Consider the following 18,701-nt stretch of genomic DNA (forward strand, 5'->3'; position numbering starts at 1 on the left):
GTATTTTTTAGGTATCTGGCGAAAATCGTAAGGGAAACCGACCAAAATTTTGTTCTTTTAAAGAAGAATCTCCCATCTGATATAGTTGATTGGCGCGAATATCTAACGAAAGCATTGCGCGGTTTTCTTTAGATACTTTGGAAATTACCGGCAATTGAATCTGTGCTTTGGTTTCTTTTAGATAAGCTTGTCCCTTTGGCGTAAATCCTAGCACATGGAGATAACTGTTTTGCCAAACAGTTTCAACTTCTTCTTTGGTCATATTTAACAATATATAAGTTGCTAATCGTTGCAATCTTGTCCAAGTATAACGCTTCGTCTTCATACGTTCCATTAATTCATGAAAAGAACCTGCTGCTTGGATTTGATCTTTTAGTCGATATTCAAGTCCTTCCGTCATTTGGTAAATGGCTTGTAACTCTTCTAACGAGGATTGAACAATTTTATACTTTAGGAAGGGCCAGTAGTTTTCCCATGAAATCATTGTCTGTGTTTGTAAATGTTGTGCGGTTATAGAAGGCACCGTTGGCAACACTTGCGTTATTTCTTGTTGAAAAACACTTTGCCTAATCGCCGTGGCGCTAGCAACTTTCCCAGAAATCGTTGCATCATGAAAGCCCGCTTGTTTTCTAGCAATTGGGTAGAGCGTCATCGGGGTTGGATACGTGGCATTTTCCTTTGCATAACTCATCCCCAAAATATGATTAGGCGAAGAAAAATCAAACCTGCTTTCAGGATATACTTGACGAAAAACAGCAGTCATTTTTTGTGGATAACTCAATTGTTTGTCTGTCAATGCGTGGAACGTTTGATCAATTAAGGATTGATTTTCTTGGACAAACTGGCCGAAAGCCGCATAATCAATTGCGCTTGTACTATCTGTTCCAAAACATAAGCTCTCACATTGCAACGCCTGCAATAACTTTATACCGCCTTTGGCAAAGTAATCCGCAGACTGTACCGACCAAGCTGTCGGCAATTCAATGACTAAATCCACACCATTTTGCAAAGCTTCTTCTGTTCTGGCCCACTTATCTAGTAAGGCTGGTTCTCCTCTTTGTAAAAAATTTCCACTCATTATAGCAATCACTACTTCAGCTCCGCTTTGTTGGCGAGCTTGTTGGGCATGATAGCGATGTCCATTATGAAAGGGATTATATTCCACGATAATGCCACAGGCTTTCACTCTAGCCACCTCCGTTATAAAAAAATGGACTTATCAGCAAAGAGACAAACGTTTTTAAGCGCTGTCCCAAGCTCATAAGCCAAATCTTATTAATCTCTTTGACAAACAAAGAACCAGCGTTCACTTGTTTCAGTTGGTGCTTCATCTGTAAAGTCTGCATAAACTTTGACGTTCATGAAACCAGCACTTTCTAACATTCGTAAATAGTTATCTAACGAATAGGTTCGTTCTTGATGCAATTCATCATACCGAACAAAGTGCTCATCTGTTTCCTGTTCTTTCACAAAAAATGTTAAGAAATGTTCGATGCTGTGTTCTTTTTCACCAGCGTAACTATCCCATAGAAAAGCAAATTCTTCTGTTTGATAATGATAGCTATATTCTGGAAAAACTGAATCAATTTTGTAAGTAGAATGAACATCAAAAATGAATGTTCCTTCCTCTTCTAACGCTTGATAAACTTCATCGAACACTTGTTGTACTTCTTGGCGATTAGCCATATAGCACAGTGAATCAGAAAAACAAGTGATGGCTTGGTATTGTCCCACTTCAGATAAATCTAGCATATTTCCCTGAACAAATTGAACTGGCACTTCTTCTTCAAAGGCCCGTTCACTAGCAATCATCAACATTTCTTCTGATAAGTCTAAGGCCGTCACATCGTAACCACTTTTCGCGAAATCAACTGCTAAAGCGCCTGTACCACAAGCCATTTCAAGAATTTGTTGGGTTCCTTGTGGGAGATGACGATTGGAAAAATCCAACCATTTTTGGTATAGGCTTTCGTCCATCACTTCGTCATAGACGAAAGCAAACGTTTCATAGGCCATTTTAGTCGACCCAAGCGCTTAGATCAACCATTGGGGCATCTGACCATAATTTTTCTAAGTTGTAAAAGGCACGTTCTGAAGATTGGAATACATGGACAATAACATCGCCTAAATCGATTAAAATCCATTTTCCGCCTTCTTTACCTTCCACACGTTTGACTTCTACTTGATTTTTGGCTTCTTGTTCGTTAATTTCATCAACAATCGCATTGATTTGACGTTCACTATTGGCTTGGCAAATTAAAAAATAATCTGCTAATAATGAAATCTCTCTTACGTCTAATGCGACAATTTCTTCTGCTCGTTTTGAATCTGCTGCTTTGACAGCAATTTCTAAAATTTTCTGGCTATCTATGATAGTTCCCTCCTAGTAATTCTTTCTTCTTTTATTTTTGATTAACGACCCATTGATTGTAGGTCTCTAACGTTTTTGGATAAATTTTATGTTCTTGTTCAATCAAATGTAACAAGGTATGTTTCGTTTCATAAGCAACCGCTGCATCTAAGTCAACAAGGGCAATTTCACGGGCTTCTTTCACACCTGGAAAATCACGTCCTGGTTCAATGTAATCTGCGACATAAATAATTTTATCTAGCAAGCTCATCTTAGCAGCCCCAGTTGTATGCACACGAATTGCCTGCAAGATTTCTTCGTCATCAATGGCTAATTCCCGTTGAACAATATCCGCCCCAACTAAGCCATGCCAAATTTCATTGCCATAGTTTAATAAAGCCAAATCAAAACCATCTCGGCGAATAATCAACTCGAATTCATCGTTTGGACGTTCTTTGGCGTAATCATGCGTCAAAGCAGCAATACTTGCTTTGGCTTCATCGGCACCATATTTCGCTGCCAAGGCCACAGCTGTTTCCTCGACTCCTAACACATGGCGAAAGCGACGTTCACTCATTTGCATTTGAACTTTTTGCATTAATAATTCACGTTGTGCAGCATCATAATTTGTTATCCAGCTCATCTTGATACAGTCCCTTCTCTTGAATATAGTTTATCACATTCTCTGGAAGAAGATAGCGTGTTGAGCAACCACTTTTGACTTTTTGTCTAATCAAAGTGGAACTAATCGCCATCTGCGGAACATCGACCCAAATAATTGGATAGGTAGATTCCGTTGGATAATTAGGACGCCGAATGCCGACAAATTGAACTAAATGGAGTAAGTCATCAATCCGATGCCATTTGGGCAAGTATTCCACCATATCTCCACCAATTATAAAATAATAATCAGTATCTGGATTGGCTTCTTTTAAAGCTTTCATCGTATCATACGTGTAACTTTTGCCTTTGCGAATTAACTCAATTGGCTCAATATCTAAGCAGGGATTATCAGCCACTGCTAGTTCTAACATCGCTAACCGATGTTCACTGCTAATTGTTTTCTTTTCGTCTACATGTGGTGGTAAGTACGTAGGCATTAAGTAAACTTTGTCCAAACCTAGTTGATTTTGAACTTGATCGGCCATGACAAGATGTGCTAAATGAACGGGATTAAAATTACCACCTAACAAGCCGACTTGCTTTCTTGTTTGAAAACGTAACGGTTCCTCTTGCAAGAGAACGTCCGCTCCTTGACGCGCTTGTCTTTTTTCTCCCATTGTTCATCCCTCCAATATTAAATCTCTTTGACTGCTGCTGAAATTTTTTGATATTTTTCTTTACTTGATGGCTTGAATAAGACCAACACGCGACCAATAATTTGTACCACATCGCAATGAATGGCTGCTGTTAGTTCTTCTGCAACCTCTTCTGCTACTTCATCTGTATTTTGTAATAACGTAATTTTAATCAATTCACGTTTTTCCAACGCTTCATCAATTTGTGTAATCATTGCGTCATTCAAACCACCTTTGCCTACTTGAAAAATAGGTTGTAAATGGTGTGCCTGACTACGTAAATAACGTTTTTGTTTTCCTCTAAGTTTCAAATTGTTTGCCTTCTCTCTAAAATTTAAATTAATGCTTTTCTACGTAAAACATCGACACCTTTAGGCGCCCAACCAGCGACTACACCAGGTTCTGTGACAGTAATCCAACCTAGACCAGCAAACACAATATCCGTTTTTTCTTTCACGGAAAATTCAAAGCGCACTAATTCAGGAAACTCAGCGACTTCATCGGCACGTGGAGGCTGCAATAAGCCACCAACATGTTTTTCATAAAAAGCATCGGCGGTTGCTGTTTTTGTTCGGTGTAAATTTAAGTCATTGGAAACGTAGGCAATGAAGGAACTTTTAGCACCTTGGACATAATCAAAGCGAGCCAAGCCACCTAAAAACAAGGTTTGTTCAGCATTTAATTGGTAAACTTTCGGTTTGATTTCTTTTTGCGGTGCAATAATTTTCAAGTCTTTTTTACCTAGATAATGTGCCATTTGATGACGGTGAATAATTCCGGGCGTATCGATTAAGAAGTGGCCATCGTCTAATGGAATTTCAATTTTATCTAGCGTTGTTCCAGGAAATTGTGATGTCGTAATCACATCTTGAACACCCACTGTTTGTTGAATGATTTGATTGATTAATGTTGATTTTCCAACATTGGTCACACCTACGACATAAACGTCTCGGCCTTCACGATATTTTTCGATTGTATCTAATAACTCTTGCATTTCTTGTGGTTTCTTGCCACTTGTTAGTAAAACATCAACAGGGCGTAATCCTGCTTCATGGGCCCGTTCTCTCATCCATTGAACCATTTTAGGTTTTTTTAATGATTTAGGCAAAATATCCACTTTATTACCAACTAACAACACAGGATTATCTCCGATAAAACGATGTAGTCCTGGAATAAGAGAGCCATTAAAGTCAAAAATATCCACTACGTTCACAATCAGTGCATCTTCTGTTCCTAAACCATTCAATAAACGTAAAAAGTCATCATCTGTTAATTGGACATCTTGAATGTCATTATAATGTCTTAAGCGAAAACAACGTTGGCAATAAACTTCCCCTGTTTCCATTCCTTTTTCGAAAGCTGTTTTTGGTGTATAGCCTAATTCATGAGGATTTTCCGTTTGGATAATCGCACCACAGCCAATACAATGAATTGCCTCTGTCATTCTAATCCGCCTCTCCATGTCATTTCTGGATGTTTTTTTGATAAGTATTTCATAATTTTCCGTTCAAAGAACCGATTGATTCTAGTATTCCAGCCATCTGTATCGACAATCGGTTGAACTAAAACATTGCGTATACCCGCTGCGTTAGCTCCCCGAATATCTGTCATAATCTGATCGCCGACCATTAACATTTCAGATGGCTTCAAGCCTAATTTTTTTTCTGCTAATTTGAAGCCACGTGCGGTTGGTTTCAAGGCACGTGCTACATAATCTAAGTCAAACTTTTCAACAACGCGTTTAATCCGGCTGTCTTTGTTGTTTGAAACAACGAGGACAGTAATTCCTGCATTTTTCATTTCTAATAACCAAGTTTTTAATTCTTCTGTTCCATCGGGATTATTCCAAGCAATTAAAGTATTATCTAAGTCAGTTAGTACTACCTTAATCCCCAGTTTTTTTAATTGTGCGGGGGTAATTTTATAAATCGCATCAATCATCCATGTCGGTTTATATTTTGAAAACATCGTGACTCCTCTCACTGACACTATGTAGTTTCTTCGATTTTAAGAGACTGAAACATAACTAAACAATTATGCTTCAGTCTCTACCTATTGTATTATACTGCATTTTACTGAAAATTTCTATAAAGGACGGTCGTTCCTTGTAAAAGAACAAGTAAAATAAAAGAAAAAATAAAAAAAGCCACCCATCAACCCCTGAAAAGTTCGTTGATGAGTAGTAACTTCTAATATTTGCGAAAACGTTGGTATCTTTTTTCTAGTAACATTTCCGTATCTAATTTAGCTAATTCAGTTAATTTTGAAATAAACGCTTTTTGTAACATGCGATTAATTTTTGCTTGTTCCAGAGGCTGACCGTTCATAACTTCCGGAATTACTTTATCTACAATAGCTAATTCCTTCAGCTCTGTCGCTGTGATTTTCATCAATTCTGCTGCTTCTTTCGCACGACTGCCATCTTTCCACAAAATAGAGGCGAAACCTTCTGGCGAAAGAACCGCATAAATCGTGTGTTCCAACATCCAAACTTCATCTGCGACTGCTAAAGCTAAAGCACCGCCACTGCCACCCTCACCAATGATGACTGAAATGATTGGCACTTTCAAATCAGACATTTCTAACAAGTTTTGCGCAATGGCTTCCCCTTCTCCCCGCTCTTCGGCACCAATTCCACAATAGGCACCAGCAGTGTTCACAAAGGTAATGACTGGGCGGTTAAATTTTTCCGCTTGTTTCATTAAACGTAACGCTTTGCGATACCCTTCAGGATTAGGTGAACCAAAATTACGTTCAATATTTTCTGGTAGATTTCGGCCTTTTTGGATACCTACCACTGTAACTGGTTTCCCTTGCAAAGTAGCAACACCACCGACTACAGCTAAATCATCGGCAAAGTAACGATCCCCATGAAATTCTAAAAAGTCCTCAAAAATTGCTTCTATATATTCTAAAGTTGTCAAACGATCTTGGGCTCTTGCCAAGGTAACAACATCATTGGCTGTTTTCTTTTCCATGTTAGCGCCACCCTTCCAAAGAATGTAAACGTAACAAGTCGCTCAATCGTTGACGCAAAAGATTTCTTGGCACAATCTGATCTACAAAACCATGTTCTAAAAGAAACTCGGCCTTTTGAAAATCATCTGGCAACTCTTGACGAATCGTTTGTTCAATTACACGGCGGCCAGCAAAACCGATTAAACTCTGAGGCTCTGCCAAAATAATATCGCCATCCATCGCAAAACTTGCGGTAACACCGCCAGTCGTTGGATCAGTCAATACCGTAAGATACAGCAAGCCTGCTTTGTTATGCCGTTGCAAAGCGGCCGAAATTTTCGCCATTTGCATCAATGAAAAAATTCCTTCTTGCATACGGGCTCCACCAGATGCAGTGAAAATCACTACTGGTAAATGCTTTTCTGTCGCCCGCTCAAACAAGCGTGTAATTTTTTCACCAACAATCGTTCCCATACTGCCCATGATAAAATTAGCGTCCATGATTCCAATTGCAACAGCTTGTCCTTCAATTGTTGCTTCTCCCGTTAAGACAGCTTCATCTAGCCCAGTTTTTTCTTGCATTTTTTCAATTTTTTCAAGATAACCAGGAAAATTTAGTGGATCTTTTGTCACTAATTCACTGTCCCAATTGTGGAAACTTTTTTCATCAACGGTTATCGCTAATCGTTCCCATGCACCAATCCGAAAACTATAGCCACAATGCGGACAGATTTTTTCTGCACCCATTTCTTTTGTATACAGTGTTCGCTTACAAGAAGGGCATTTTGCCCACATATTATCTGGAACAGAAGGCTTCTTTGATGCATCATTTGCATCAGCACGATTTGGATTAATGCGAATGTAATTTTTCTTTTTAAATAATGCCATTTGCTTACTCCTCGTATTTTAGCGGCAAGAGCTCAGCTCCTTTCAAAAGATCACTGATCTTTCCAAGCAAGAGAGCTCTTGCGGCGTTCTTTCTTTAATGATTGCTTTCTGGCTCCCAATTTGGTAGAAATGTTTCTTGTAAAAAGCTTGTGTCATAGTCACCTGTCAAAACATTGTCATGTGTAATTAAATCCAATTGGAATTCGGCATTCGTAATAATACCTTCTGTTACAATTTCATTTAAAGCCCTTTGCATTTTCATCAAGGCATCAAAACGATTTTCACCATGTACGATGACTTTTGCAATCATTGAATCATAATAAGGCGGAATTGAATACCCTGAATACATAGCGCTGTCTACACGCAAGCCCATTCCACCACTAGGCAACAAGAGATTTTGAATTTTACCTGGTGAAGGAGCAAAATTAAAGGCAGGATTTTCAGCGTTAATTCGGCACTCAATCGCATGCCCAGTCATGGTAACATCCTCTTGGGTATAGCCTAAAGGTTCACCTGAAGCAATTTCTAATTGTGCTTTGACTAAATCAATCCCTGTTACCATTTCCGTAACTGGATGTTCGACTTGGATGCGGGTATTCATTTCCATGAAATAAAAGTCGCCAGCTGGATCCATCAAAAATTCAATGGTTCCGGCATTTTCATAATGCACAGCTTGTGCCGCTCGAACGGCCGTTTCGCCTAACATCTGACGCTTTTCTTCAGAAATAGCAATCGATGGTGATTCTTCTAACACTTTTTGATTATTTCTTTGTAGTGAGCAATCACGTTCTCCTAAGTGAATCACATGCCCATATTGATCACCTAAAATTTGCACTTCGATATGACGTGCTGGATAAATAATTTTTTCTAAATACATATCATCATTACCAAATGCGGCTTTGGCTTCTTGCTGCGCTGAAGTAAAGTGTTTCGGTAACTCTTCTTTTGAAAGAACTTTTCGGATTCCTTTTCCGCCACCACCAGCAGCTGCCTTTAACATCACTGGGTAACCAATTTCTTCAGCAATCGTCAACGCTTCTTCGACAGAATCAATGACGCCATCACTCCCAGGAATAACAGGTACCTTGGCTTTTTGCATCAGTTGACGTGCGTTTATTTTATTGCCCATTGCATCAATCGTTTCTGCTTTAGGACCGATAAAAGTAATGTTACATTCTTCGCACATTGAAGCAAATTGACTATTTTCAGATAAGAAACCAAACCCTGGATGAATCGCTTCAGCATTGGTAACAATTGCTGCACTTAAAACAGCTTGAACATTTAAATAAGAATCAGTTGCTTTCGCCGGTCCAATACAAATGGCTTCATCTGCTAACTGTGTGTGTAACGCTTCTTGATCCGCTTCAGAGTAAACAGCAACTGTTTGAACGCCTAATTCGCGACAGGCACGAATAATACGAACAGCGATTTCTCCGCGGTTTGCGATTAATACTTTCGAAAACATTTTTCACCTATCCAATCATAAAGGTTAATTCAGCCTCGGCAACTTTTTTTCCATTAACTTTTGCCACACCTTTACCCATTCCAGCAGAAGCGCGGACTTTTAAAAGTTCAACCTCTAAAATTAATGTGTCGCCTGGTGTTACCTTTTGTCTAAATTTTGCTTTATCTAATCCACCAAAGTATGCCGTTTTCCCTTTGAATTCAGGCATTGAAAGTAATGCCACGGCGCCTGCTTGAGCCAACGATTCAATAATTAAAACTCCTGGCAAAACAGGATTCCCAGGAAAATGACCTTGAAAAACTTGCTCATTAACCGTTACATTCTTTTTCGCTACAACGCGTTCCCCGGGAATGACTTCTTCAACACTATCTAATAATAAAAAGGGATAGCGATGTGGTAAAATTTCTTGAATTTCTGTAATTGTTAATTTCATGTTTTATTCTCCTTTAGCAACTCGGAATAGCGGCTGACCAAATTCAACCACATCTTCATTGTTGACTAATATTTCAGTAATCACACCGTCAACTGTCGCCGTAATTTCATTCATTAATTTCATCGCTTCAACGATACACACAACGTCACCCGTTTTAACAGTGTCTCCTACTTTGACAAAGTTCTCTTTATCTGGTGCTGGTTGTAAATAAACGATTCCTACAATAGGTGACGTAATTTCTTCTGTCTTTTCATTGGTTGTCGGTGTATTAGTTGGCGTTTCTTCAACGACAGAAACTGTTTCAACAGGCACTGACACACCACTAGCGGCTACTGGTATTTCTTGTGGTTGCGCCACTGGTTCTACGGCACTTCGTCCAGAAACTGTATTTTTATTCATATATAATTCAAACGAGCCTTCTCGTAAATCAAATTCGGTTAAAGTTGATTGATCAAATTGTGTTAATAGTGCTTTTACTTCTTCTAACTGCATGTTAATCCTCCCAGCGTTTTAAGCAAATAACTGCATTGTGGCCACCAAAGCCTAGTGAGTTACTTAAAGCATAATCAAATTTATGCTCTTTGCTTTCGTTTAAAACAACGTTCACCGTAATTGCTTCATCTTGATTTTCCACATTAATGGTTGGCGGAATAAATTGATGTTGTAAAGCATTTAGGGTAGCAATTCCTTCAATTCCACCAGCGGCGCCTAAGAGATGTCCCGTCATACTCTTCGTACTACTTACATATGCCGTTTTTGCGGCATCACCTAAAGCCAATTCAATTGCTTTAGATTCTGCACTGTCATTGGCTTGTGTGCTTGTTCCATGGGCGTTAATATAGCCAATTTTTTCTGGAGAAATCCCAGCTTCTTCCATTGCTAGTACCATGGCTTTCGCTGCGCCGCTCCCATCTGGTGTTGGTGATGTCATATGATAGGCATCGCAATTAGCACCATAGCCAACCACTTCACCTAAAATAGTTGCGCCTCGTTCTAGAGCATGATCTAATGATTCTAAAATAAAGACACCCGCTCCTTCTCCCATCACAAATCCACTACGTTCTTTATCAAAGGGAATTGAGGCTTTTTCTGGGTCAGTCGCCTTTGTTAAAGCGGTCAAGGAAGCAAATCCTGAAATACCAATTTCTGTAATAGGCGCTTCTGCTCCACCAGCAATAATGACATCAGAGTAGCCATGTTTGATATTGCGGAACGCTTCCCCAATTGAATGAGTTGCACTAGCACAAGCTGTCACTGTTGAAGTACAAATTCCTTTGGCACCAACACGTAAAGCAATATTTCCCGCCACCATGTTTCCAATCGCCATTGGAATAAATAACGGTGCCACACGTTCAGGTCCTTTGTCGTGCATCCGAATTACTTGATTTTGAATTGTTTCCAAACCACCAATCCCGGAACCCACCATAACGCCAAACCGATCCACATCTAGTTGACTGGTATCCAAGCCACTCATAGCCATTGCTTCTAAGGCCGCATAAATGCCAAATAACGAAAACTTATCCATGCGTTTGCCATCTTTTTTAACAAAATATTTTTCCATTGGAAAGTCTTTCACTTCAGCTGCTAAGGTGACACCTGTTTCACTAACATCAAATTTACTAATCGGTCCGATACCATTTTTCCCTGTTTTCAAACTTTCTAAAAAAGTCTCAGGTTCATTGCCAATCGGCGAGGTGACACCGTAACCGGTAATAACTACTCGATTCATCCTTTTGACTCCTTTCGTTTATCCGTGCATGACTAAGCCGCCATCAACATTCACGACTTGCCCAGTAATATAGGGACTTTTAGCTAAGAAAATCGCTGTAGCTGCGACATCTTCGACTTGCCCAAACGTTTGTAAGGGAATTTGTGCATTCATTTGTGTTTTAACTTTTTCTGATAAAACATCCGTCATTTCTGTTTGGATAAACCCTGGTGCAATCGCATTGCAGGTAATACCGCGCGGCGCAACTTCTCGTGCCACCGATTTAGTAAAACCAACGACACCCGCTTTACTCGCAGCGTAGTTTGCTTGACCAACATTTCCCATTAAACCAGAAACGCTAGCCATATTAATAATCCGACCACTTCGTTGTTTCATCATACGTTTAACCGCTTGTTGGGTCATGTTAAAAGTTCCTACCAAGTTAATATCTAAACAGGCATTAAAATCCTCTTTTGTCATTCGTAATAATAATTTATCATTCGTAATCCCAGCGTTATTCACCAGAATATCAATCGAGCCTAATTGGTCAACGGTTGCTTGAATCATCTCACCTGCTGCATCAAAATCGGAAATATCTCCAGAAAGGCCAATACATTTTACCCCAAAGGCTTCAATTTCTTGTCGTTGTTCTGGCGTAATCTCACTCCGACCGTTTAAAACAATATTGGCGCCCTCTTTCGCAAAAGCCAATGCAACTGCTTTGCCAATCCCACGAGTGCTTCCAGTAATAAATACGTTTTTCCCTGTTAATTCCATTTTTTACCTCCCAGTAAGTGCTGTTAACGTTTCTGTTAATGTTGCAACATCTTCCACACGGTGCATTTCAATTGTTTTGTCAATTTTTTTAACAAAACCAGTTAATGTTTTCCCTGGACCAACTTCAATCATCGTTCCCACGTTCATAGCCTTCATCGTTTCGATACTGTCTTCAAAACGTACCGCAGACATGACTTGCTTTTCCAATAACGCTTGAATTGCCTCTTGGGGCATAATTTCGGCAGTCGTATTACTAATGACAGGAATTTGCATCGTTTGAAAGTTCAATTTTGCTAAATCCTGAGCCAATTTTTTTGATGCTGGTTGTAACAGCGCCGTATGGAAAGGGCCACTCACATTTAACGGAATCATTCGCTTCACACCAGCTTCTTTGAGAAGTGTCATCGCTTGATCAACAGCAGCAACCTCACCACCAATCACGATTTGTTGTGGTGTATTATAATTTGCTGGAGCCACAATTCCGAAAGCACTGGCTTCTTGGCAGGCTTTCTCAATTACTTCACGCTCAGCATTCATGACAGCAACCATTTTGCCAGTTCCTTGTGGTGCTGCTTCTGTCATGTACTGACCGCGCTTTTGGACCAAGGCCACTGCTTCTGAAAAGCGCAAAGCCCCGCTGGCAACCAAAGCGCTATATTCCCCTAAGCTTAAACCCGCTACGACATCAGGCGTTAGTCCTTTTTGTTGCAAAAGACGGTAAAATGCGACACTGACTGTTAAAATAGCAGGTTGCGTATATTCTGTTTCATTTAAACGTTCATTTTCAGTAAAACAAAGTTCTGCCATCTCATAACCTAAGATATGACTTGCTTCATCGAAAGTTTCCCGAACAATCGCTTCTTGGTGATATAATTCTTCACCCATCCCTTGATACTGGGCTCCTTGTCCACTAAATAAAATCGCTGTTTTCATACGACACCTCATTTTTTGTTAAAATTATTCACTTAGCCCCAACGCTGATTCATCTTATGTACAATCGCTTTGCATTCAGACATGAGTGAATCAATGATTTCTTGGGCTGTTTCTTCTTTTTTTATTAACCCGGCAATTTGTCCCGCCATGACGGAACCGTAATCCATATCCCCGTCAACGACAGCTTTGCGCAAAGCGCCCTGACCAATTTTTTCAAACATTTCTAAATCAGGCACTTCTTTTTGGAGTTCTTGCTTTTCTAATTGATTATATTGAGCGGTTAATTTATTTTTTAAAGTACGCACTGGATGGCCAAAATGTTGACAGGTAATTACTGCATCTAAATCACGTGCCTTTAAAACTTTCTGTTTATAATCTGGATGAACGTTGCATTCTTTGGCAATTAAAAAACGTGTGCCTAACTGGACTGCTTCAGCACCTAACATAAAGGCCGCAGCCATACCACGACCATCACCAATCCCACCTGCTGCAATCACAGGAATTGACACAGCGTCAACGATTTGCGGTAAGCCACTCATAGTGGTTAACTTGCCAATATGTCCACCAGCTTCCATTCCTTCAAAAATGACAGCATCGGCACCAATTTTTTCCATTCTTTTTGCTAAAGCAACAGAAGGAACTACTGGGATTACTTTAATGTTATGTTCTTTAAAACGAGCCATGTATTTGGCTGGATTGCCTGCACCTGTCGTTACGACAGGAACCTGTTCTTCACAAACCAAATCGACAATTTCATCGGCAAAAGGTGAAAGTAACATGATATTGACACCAAAGGGTTGCTCCGTTAATTCTTTAACTTTTTTAATTTCTTTTTTTACGACTTCTTTTGGGGCATTGCCGCCAGCAATAATCCCTAATCCACCAGCGTTTGACACGGCACTTGCTAATGAAGCATCGGCTACCCAAGCCATACCGCCTTGAAAAATGGGATAATTGATTCCAAGCAACTCACATAACTGTTGATTCATTGATTTTATACGTCCTTTAGTTCTAAGATAAGTACACTTCATTCAAGTAAAAAAGGATTTTTCCGGCTTATTTACTTGTTTTTTTAGGGACTGGGTCATTTAGCAATTAAATGTCCCAGCCCCCTATTTTCATGTATTAGTTTGCTTGTTGTTTTTCTACATATGTTACTAAATCTTGAACGGTTTGGATGCCATCTTCTGTTTCGATTTTCACATCAAATTCATCTTCGATTTCGTTAATGATTTGGAATAAATCTAAGCTATCCGCGTCTAATTCTTCTTGAATGTTTGTAGTTAATTGTACCTCTTCAGCATCTTTTCCTAATTCTTCTACGATAATTGCTTGAATTTTTTCAAATACCATGTGTATATTCCTCCAAAATAGTCATTTTCTTCATTTATATGTGAACAGTTTTTTACAGCGTTAGGAGCAGTGAGCCCCATGTTAAGCCGCCGCCAAATCCTGTTAGCACCACGCGTTGTTGGGAACCTAAAATTAAGGTCCCATTTTCAACTGCTTCATCCAACAAAATAGGAATGCTAGCAGCTGAGGTATTGCCATATTTATCCATATTCGTTAAAAACTTCTCGCGGGAAATCTTCGTCTTACGTGCAATTTTATCGATAATGCGCACATTTGCTTGATGTAGTAGAAGATAATCCACGGTTTCGTCCGTCACGAGTGATAAAATATTTTGTGAAACATCTTTAATCGCAAAATCAAAAATACTACGTCCTTCCATCTGTAGCGTCTTACTAGCCTGCTCATGCCCCTGATAAAAAGGACTTTCGTTGATCGTGTAGCCTGACGTTAAAGCCGCCCACCGTTGTCCATCTGCTTGTAATTTTTCATTTAGAAAATGCGGTGTCTCAGCCGCTTCAATCAAGACGCCGGCAGCCCCATCACCGAAAAGCACCGCTGTGGAGCGATCGGTCCAATCCAACATTTTGGAAAATGTTTCGCCACCAATTACTAGACCTGTTTGATAACGACCACTTAAGACTAGTTTTTCTGCCATGCTTAAGGCATAGACAAAACCAGAACACGCTGCACTGATGTCAAAAGCAAAAGCCTCAGTAGCGCCAATTGCGCCTTGCACTTGGCAAGCAACAGAAGGCATATTGAAATCTGGTGTCACTGTTGCGACTAAAATAAAGTCAATCTCACTTGCTTGCTTTCCAGATTTTTCCAATAACTGTTTTGCGACTTGATGACATAAATCAGACGTATTTTCTTGCGTAACAATGCGACGTTCACTAATGCCTGTTCGCGAATGTATCCATTCATCAGAGGTATCCATCATTTCACTCAGTTGGTGATTCGTGACACAATTCTCTGGAACATAACGGCTTGTACAACTAATTCGTGCATAATTCTTCATGGGGATCCTCACTTTTTATTTGTATTCTTGCAAGAAATCATGAAGATTTTTTAGTGCTCTTAACAGCGCTTGTTCTTCTTCTTGCTCCATGCCTTTCAAAATGTTTTTAACCATTTCACGATGAAAATGCTGATGGACTCTAAAAAGTAATTTTCCCTTTTTGGTTAAGCCAAGCTTTACTACACGTCGATCATCTTCACTACGCAAACGTTCAACATAGCCTTTTTTAACTAAGTTGTTAATCGCTACAGTAAGTGTTCCGACGGTAATTGACAGTTCCTTGGCTACTTCTGAAGACGTTTTTTTCTTGTACATACCAATTGCTTCGATTGTGTGCATCTCCGTAATGGATAAATCATTAAATTGTGATTTTTTCAATTCAGATTCTTCAATCGTTAAGATGTCATTAAAGACACTGACTAAGTAATCGTTGACTGTTTCTAAATTAGGTTCCATTCTGTGCACCATCCATATACTTTGATTATCAAAACATTTGATGTTCAAACTATATCGTAAATAAGCAAAGAATGCAAGAGAATTTTCTATATTTTTAATGAAATATTCTTCAAATATTTCAAAAAAGGCGCATTTTCAAGGGACGAGGCTTTTAAAAAAAGGATCAATTACTTTGATACCCAAACTATTTTCACAGAAAAAGGAAAGAAGTGCAACTAAAAAGCATCACTGGCACTCCCCTGATTGAGAAGTGCCAGTGATTTTTGTTATATAATTCTTAAACTCCCACTAAGCTATTGCTACAACTTGACTGGATAATACGAGAAGAGAGTGAACCAGAAGCTTTGGTGCTTCTACTCCACTCCCTTATTAAAATGTAGGACGATTAATTATTGAATTAAGTCGTAAATTTCCATTGCTACAATATCGATGTTATCGAATTGATAGCTTTGGTGCGTATCAGATTCTGTTAATTCAAATGTTTCTGTTGATTTATCAAAACTTACAATACATTTCTCTACGCCTTCACGTTCAAAGCGGCGTACTTGTACTTCATTATCTGCTGCTTCGATCATTGCTTCCAGTCTCTTAATAATCGCCACAAGTTGTGAATGTTTCATCAGTGGGCCTCCTTTTGCAAACTAGTTCTGTACCATTGTAACAAAACATTGCCTAACTTGCATGATTTTTCGTCATTTTTTTTGATTTTTTTGTTGTTCTTTAATTTTTATTCGTTGGTTGCTTGCCATCTGTCCACCAAAGCTTAATTAAGGCCTGTGTGCCATCATTTTCAAACCCTTTATCTGCAAGGCTTTCATATAATTCTGTCGCTTTTTGCGTCGCTGGCAATGGAAGGTCAAGTTTTTTTGCTTCATCTAACGCAATCTTTAAATCTTTGATAAAATGTTTAACAAAAAAGCCTGGCGTATAATCTTCTTTTAAAATACGCGGACCATAATTACTTAATGACCAGTTTGCAGCACTACCACCACCGACTGTTTCCAGAACTTTTTCTAAAGTTAATCCTGTCGCATTTGCATAAACGAGCATTTCAGTCAAACCGGTCATTGTGCCTGCAATCATTAACTGATTCGCCATCTTAGTATGTTGCCCTTTTCCAGCTGAGCCGTGTAGCATAAACGTTTTACCAAATGTTTTGAAAATTGGTAAGACGGTGTCATAACTTTCTTGATCGCCACCAACCATAATTGTTAAAGTACCATTTTTAGCACCTAAGTCACCACCAGAAACTGGCGCATCCAACGCATGAGCACCCACTTCTGCTGCTTTTTTGGCAATCTTTTCAGCCAAGGTAGGCGTACTTGTGGTTAAATCTACTACTATTTTACCTGTAAGATCTGCTTGAAAAATCCCTGTTTCATTAAAATACACGCCTTCAACATCTGAAGGAAAGCCAACCATTGTAAAAATGATATCACTCGCTTCCGCAATTGCTTTTGGCGTATCATACCAAACTGCTCCTTCAGCAACTAAATCATCTGTTTTACTTTTTGTTCGATTGTAAACATTGACAGATAAATTGTTTTTCATCATGTTACGAATAATTGATTTTCCCATGACACCCGTTCCAATAAAGCCGATTTTAGACATAGTAGCTTCCTCCGTTCTTAAAATAAAAAACTTTCCTCCTTCAGTATAAACGAAGGAGGAAAGTTTTGCAGTTTATTTTCTTAAAGATGTAAATTTTACTTTAATTTTTTTTATTGAGTCCGCATTTTCTTTTTCCATTTGAAGTTGATCAAAGTAAATCAATGTATCTTGATAAAATTCAATCATTTTGTTGCCAAAGTTTGTAGAAGAAATTTCAAATAATTTTTCATCTAAAATAGTTTGGTCCATTTTAATATTTGCTTGTATATAGTCAATCAATGTTGGGGCAAAATCACTGTCTGTCTTAAAAGTTTTGCCTAAGCTTTCATGATCAAATAAATTATTTAAATAGGCGTTCCCTTCTGCAACACATTGAACACCAGCAGCCATCGCTTCTGTATAAGTTAAGCCTTGTGTTTCCGACGTTGAGGCGCTGACAAAATAGTCAGCAGCTTTATAATAAATCGCGACTTCTTCATTTGGCACTTCACCCGTAAATTGAACGTATTCACTGACTTCTAGTTCTTCTGCTAATTCTTTTAAATCCTCTAGATAGGGACCATTTCCAACTATTACTAAACGAGTTTGTGGTAATTTTTCAATAATTTGTGGTAACCCTTGAATAATTGCTTGAATATTTTTTTCATAAGAAATTCGACTTAACGATAACAACATAATCTGTTGCTCTTCAATACCTAGTTGTTGACGCATTCCAGCGATCATTTCTTCAGTAATATCGGGACGTAAAAACTTATCAATTTCGATCCCTGTTGGAATAATTCTCATTGGTGCGGTCACTCCATAATCCCGTAATTTTTCAATTACACGTTCACTGGGACAAACAACACCTGTCGTATGATTTGTAAACACTCTTGAAAAGAATTTAACATGTGATGGACGAACAACTTTTCCTTTAGCAATATAATGTAAGTAATCTTCATACATTGTATGATACGTATGGATGACAGGGATTTTCATTTTTTTCCCAACCATTTTCCCTAAAATACCCGCACCAAATTCAGTATGTGTATGAATTAAATCTAATTCCAACTCTTTGGCAATTAAATAGGCGTACCACATGCCGCGAACCACTACTCGGCGATCTTTAAAAGACACGAATGGCACACTAGGCATCCGTATGACATCTTCTTCAAAATCAGTCGCGTTAGGATCGGTTGTCGTAAAAATATACACTTCATGGCCGTGCTTTTCTAATTCATCTTTTAAGGTCTTAATAGAAGTCGCTACCCCACTCACTTGCGGGAAATACGTATCAGTAAAAAAACCAATTTTCACTCTCATTACCTCCATTTCATCTAACAATAACTGCCTTCAATATTTGTTAAGATAAGACTGTTTCGTAGACTTCTTTTAACTCGTAACCAATTTGCTTGATACTTCTTTGCTCTGCTACTTGATAGCCTGCTTCTCTAGTGCTAGGTATTTTCCCTTC

24 protein-coding genes (1 of these 24 running past the window's edge) are annotated in these 18,701 nt (G+C 38.9%); all 24 read right to left on the minus strand.

Annotated elements, in window-relative coordinates; all coding sequences use genetic code 11:
* Positions 1-7: 7 nt before the first annotated feature.
* Positions 8-1,195 (minus strand): nucleotidyltransferase, encoded by a 1,188-nt coding sequence (locus tag IGJ90_RS11820; RefSeq protein ID WP_002407646.1) that lies wholly within the window; start codon positions 1,193-1,195, stop codon positions 8-10.
* Positions 1,196-1,275: 80 nt separating this feature from the next.
* Positions 1,276-2,016 carry a class I SAM-dependent DNA methyltransferase gene (locus tag IGJ90_RS11825; protein WP_002356302.1) on the minus strand — a complete coding sequence of 247 codons (741 nt, stop codon included), beginning with the start codon at positions 2,014-2,016 and terminating at the stop codon, positions 1,276-1,278.
* A 1-nt stretch (position 2,017) separates the two neighbouring features.
* A complete protein-coding gene (rsfS, locus tag IGJ90_RS11830) occupies positions 2,018-2,356 on the minus strand; it encodes a ribosome silencing factor (protein ID WP_033072556.1) in 339 nt (112 codons plus the stop codon).
* 46 nt (positions 2,357-2,402) lie between these two features.
* Positions 2,403-2,993, minus strand: coding sequence for a bis(5'-nucleosyl)-tetraphosphatase (symmetrical) YqeK (gene yqeK, locus IGJ90_RS11835; protein ID WP_002356300.1), 591 nt, complete (start codon positions 2,991-2,993; stop codon positions 2,403-2,405).
* Positions 2,971-3,630, minus strand: a complete 660-nt coding sequence (locus IGJ90_RS11840; protein ID WP_002365150.1) for a nicotinate-nucleotide adenylyltransferase — start codon at positions 3,628-3,630, stop codon at positions 2,971-2,973. Before IGJ90_RS11840 ends, yqeK begins: the two co-directional genes overlap by 23 nt.
* Positions 3,631-3,647: 17 nt before the next feature.
* Positions 3,648-3,959, minus strand: coding sequence for a ribosome assembly RNA-binding protein YhbY (gene yhbY, locus IGJ90_RS11845; RefSeq protein ID WP_002356298.1), 312 nt, complete (start codon positions 3,957-3,959; stop codon positions 3,648-3,650).
* 23 nt (positions 3,960-3,982) lie between these two features.
* Complete coding sequence (yqeH, locus tag IGJ90_RS11850; RefSeq protein WP_002381381.1) at positions 3,983-5,092, minus strand: ribosome biogenesis GTPase YqeH; 1,110 nt, start codon at positions 5,090-5,092, stop codon at positions 3,983-3,985.
* Positions 5,089-5,616, minus strand: a complete 528-nt coding sequence (locus IGJ90_RS11855) for a YqeG family HAD IIIA-type phosphatase (protein ID WP_438768193.1) — start codon at positions 5,614-5,616, stop codon at positions 5,089-5,091. The genes yqeH and IGJ90_RS11855 overlap by 4 nt, the downstream gene beginning before the upstream one ends.
* A 221-nt stretch (positions 5,617-5,837) precedes the next feature.
* Positions 5,838-6,626 carry an acetyl-CoA carboxylase carboxyl transferase subunit alpha gene (locus IGJ90_RS11860; protein ID WP_002407956.1) on the minus strand — a complete coding sequence of 263 codons (789 nt, stop codon included), beginning with the start codon at positions 6,624-6,626 and terminating at the stop codon, positions 5,838-5,840.
* Position 6,627: 1 nt separating this feature from the next.
* The gene (gene accD, locus IGJ90_RS11865) at positions 6,628-7,494 is read right to left on the minus strand and encodes an acetyl-CoA carboxylase, carboxyltransferase subunit beta (protein ID WP_002356293.1); all 867 of its coding nucleotides are present in this window, start codon (positions 7,492-7,494) and stop codon (positions 6,628-6,630) included.
* A 94-nt stretch (positions 7,495-7,588) separates the two neighbouring features.
* Complete coding sequence (locus IGJ90_RS11870) at positions 7,589-8,959, minus strand: acetyl-CoA carboxylase biotin carboxylase subunit (protein WP_002367303.1); 1,371 nt, start codon at positions 8,957-8,959, stop codon at positions 7,589-7,591.
* A 7-nt stretch (positions 8,960-8,966) separates the two neighbouring features.
* Positions 8,967-9,392, minus strand: a complete 426-nt coding sequence (gene fabZ / locus IGJ90_RS11875; RefSeq protein ID WP_002356286.1) for a 3-hydroxyacyl-ACP dehydratase FabZ — start codon at positions 9,390-9,392, stop codon at positions 8,967-8,969.
* Between the two features lie 3 nt (positions 9,393-9,395).
* Positions 9,396-9,884 carry an acetyl-CoA carboxylase biotin carboxyl carrier protein gene (accB, locus tag IGJ90_RS11880; protein ID WP_002367304.1) on the minus strand — a complete coding sequence of 163 codons (489 nt, stop codon included), beginning with the start codon at positions 9,882-9,884 and terminating at the stop codon, positions 9,396-9,398.
* Position 9,885: 1 nt separating this feature from the next.
* Positions 9,886-11,121, minus strand: a complete 1,236-nt coding sequence (fabF, locus tag IGJ90_RS11885) for a beta-ketoacyl-ACP synthase II (protein WP_002356284.1) — start codon at positions 11,119-11,121, stop codon at positions 9,886-9,888.
* 18 nt (positions 11,122-11,139) lie between these two features.
* On the minus strand, positions 11,140-11,877 hold the full coding sequence (gene fabG / locus IGJ90_RS11890) for a 3-oxoacyl-[acyl-carrier-protein] reductase (protein ID WP_002356283.1): 738 nt from the start codon (positions 11,875-11,877) through the stop codon (positions 11,140-11,142).
* Positions 11,878-11,880: 3 nt separating this feature from the next.
* Entirely contained in the window at positions 11,881-12,810 is a 930-nt protein-coding gene (gene fabD, locus IGJ90_RS11895) for an ACP S-malonyltransferase (protein WP_002356280.1), read from the minus strand.
* Positions 12,811-12,842: 32 nt separating this feature from the next.
* Entirely contained in the window at positions 12,843-13,799 is a 957-nt protein-coding gene (gene fabK / locus IGJ90_RS11900) for an enoyl-[acyl-carrier-protein] reductase FabK (RefSeq protein WP_002356279.1), read from the minus strand.
* 136 nt (positions 13,800-13,935) lie between these two features.
* Complete coding sequence (locus IGJ90_RS11905) at positions 13,936-14,163, minus strand: acyl carrier protein (protein ID WP_002356278.1); 228 nt, start codon at positions 14,161-14,163, stop codon at positions 13,936-13,938.
* Between the two features lie 52 nt (positions 14,164-14,215).
* The gene (locus tag IGJ90_RS11910) at positions 14,216-15,181 is read right to left on the minus strand and encodes a beta-ketoacyl-ACP synthase III (protein WP_002359378.1); all 966 of its coding nucleotides are present in this window, start codon (positions 15,179-15,181) and stop codon (positions 14,216-14,218) included.
* 15 nt (positions 15,182-15,196) lie between these two features.
* Positions 15,197-15,637 carry a fatty acid biosynthesis transcriptional regulator FabT gene (fabT, locus tag IGJ90_RS11915; protein WP_002362455.1) on the minus strand — a complete coding sequence of 147 codons (441 nt, stop codon included), beginning with the start codon at positions 15,635-15,637 and terminating at the stop codon, positions 15,197-15,199.
* A 389-nt stretch (positions 15,638-16,026) separates the two neighbouring features.
* Entirely contained in the window at positions 16,027-16,257 is a 231-nt protein-coding gene (locus tag IGJ90_RS11920) for a YkuJ family protein (RefSeq protein WP_002379802.1), read from the minus strand.
* A gap of 100 nt (positions 16,258-16,357) precedes the next feature.
* Positions 16,358-17,248, minus strand: coding sequence for an NAD(P)-dependent oxidoreductase (locus tag IGJ90_RS11925; RefSeq protein ID WP_002356274.1), 891 nt, complete (start codon positions 17,246-17,248; stop codon positions 16,358-16,360).
* A 72-nt stretch (positions 17,249-17,320) separates the two neighbouring features.
* A complete protein-coding gene (gene bgsB, locus IGJ90_RS11930; protein WP_002389260.1) occupies positions 17,321-18,544 on the minus strand; it encodes a cell wall glycolipid biosynthesis glucosyltransferase BgsB in 1,224 nt (407 codons plus the stop codon).
* Positions 18,545-18,590: 46 nt separating this feature from the next.
* Positions 18,591-18,701: the final stretch of a cell wall glycolipid biosynthesis glucosyltransferase BgsA gene (gene bgsA / locus IGJ90_RS11935; protein ID WP_002356269.1), read on the minus strand. It continues 894 nt past the right edge of the window; the window shows 111 of its 1,005 coding nt (coding positions 895-1,005); the start codon falls outside the window, past its right edge — the gene reads right to left on this strand; its stop codon occupies positions 18,591-18,593.

This window comes from Enterococcus sp. AZ129 (assembly GCF_051714505.1).
Classification (GTDB): Bacteria; Bacillota; Bacilli; order Lactobacillales; family Enterococcaceae; genus Enterococcus; species Enterococcus faecalis.

Coding starts and splice junctions, on each gene's coding strand:
- IGJ90_RS11825 (WP_002356302.1), bottom strand. CDS start 2,016: ATGGCCTATGAAACGTTTGCTTTCGTCTATGACGAAGTGATGGACGAA.
- yqeK (WP_002356300.1), bottom strand. CDS start 2,993: ATGAGCTGGATAACAAATTATGATGCTGCACAACGTGAATTATTAATG.
- IGJ90_RS11840 (WP_002365150.1), bottom strand. CDS start 3,630: ATGGGAGAAAAAAGACAAGCGCGTCAAGGAGCGGACGTTCTCTTGCAA.
- yqeH (WP_002381381.1), bottom strand. CDS start 5,092: ATGACAGAGGCAATTCATTGTATTGGCTGTGGTGCGATTATCCAAACG.
- IGJ90_RS11855 (WP_438768193.1), bottom strand. CDS start 5,616: ATGTTTTCAAAATATAAACCGACATGGATGATTGATGCGATTTATAAA.
- IGJ90_RS11860 (WP_002407956.1), bottom strand. CDS start 6,626: ATGGAAAAGAAAACAGCCAATGATGTTGTTACCTTGGCAAGAGCCCAA.
- accD (WP_002356293.1), bottom strand. CDS start 7,494: ATGGCATTATTTAAAAAGAAAAATTACATTCGCATTAATCCAAATCGT.
- IGJ90_RS11870 (WP_002367303.1), bottom strand. CDS start 8,959: ATGTTTTCGAAAGTATTAATCGCAAACCGCGGAGAAATCGCTGTTCGT.
- fabZ (WP_002356286.1), bottom strand. CDS start 9,392: ATGAAATTAACAATTACAGAAATTCAAGAAATTTTACCACATCGCTAT.
- accB (WP_002367304.1), bottom strand. CDS start 9,884: ATGCAGTTAGAAGAAGTAAAAGCACTATTAACACAATTTGATCAATCA.
- fabF (WP_002356284.1), bottom strand. CDS start 11,121: ATGAATCGAGTAGTTATTACCGGTTACGGTGTCACCTCGCCGATTGGC.
- fabG (WP_002356283.1), bottom strand. CDS start 11,877: ATGGAATTAACAGGGAAAAACGTATTTATTACTGGAAGCACTCGTGGG.
- fabD (WP_002356280.1), bottom strand. CDS start 12,810: ATGAAAACAGCGATTTTATTTAGTGGACAAGGAGCCCAGTATCAAGGG.
- fabK (WP_002356279.1), bottom strand. CDS start 13,799: ATGAATCAACAGTTATGTGAGTTGCTTGGAATCAATTATCCCATTTTT.
- IGJ90_RS11905 (WP_002356278.1), bottom strand. CDS start 14,163: ATGGTATTTGAAAAAATTCAAGCAATTATCGTAGAAGAATTAGGAAAA.
- IGJ90_RS11910 (WP_002359378.1), bottom strand. CDS start 15,181: ATGAAGAATTATGCACGAATTAGTTGTACAAGCCGTTATGTTCCAGAG.
- fabT (WP_002362455.1), bottom strand. CDS start 15,637: ATGGAACCTAATTTAGAAACAGTCAACGATTACTTAGTCAGTGTCTTT.
- IGJ90_RS11920 (WP_002379802.1), bottom strand. CDS start 16,257: ATGAAACATTCACAACTTGTGGCGATTATTAAGAGACTGGAAGCAATG.
- IGJ90_RS11925 (WP_002356274.1), bottom strand. CDS start 17,248: ATGTCTAAAATCGGCTTTATTGGAACGGGTGTCATGGGAAAATCAATT.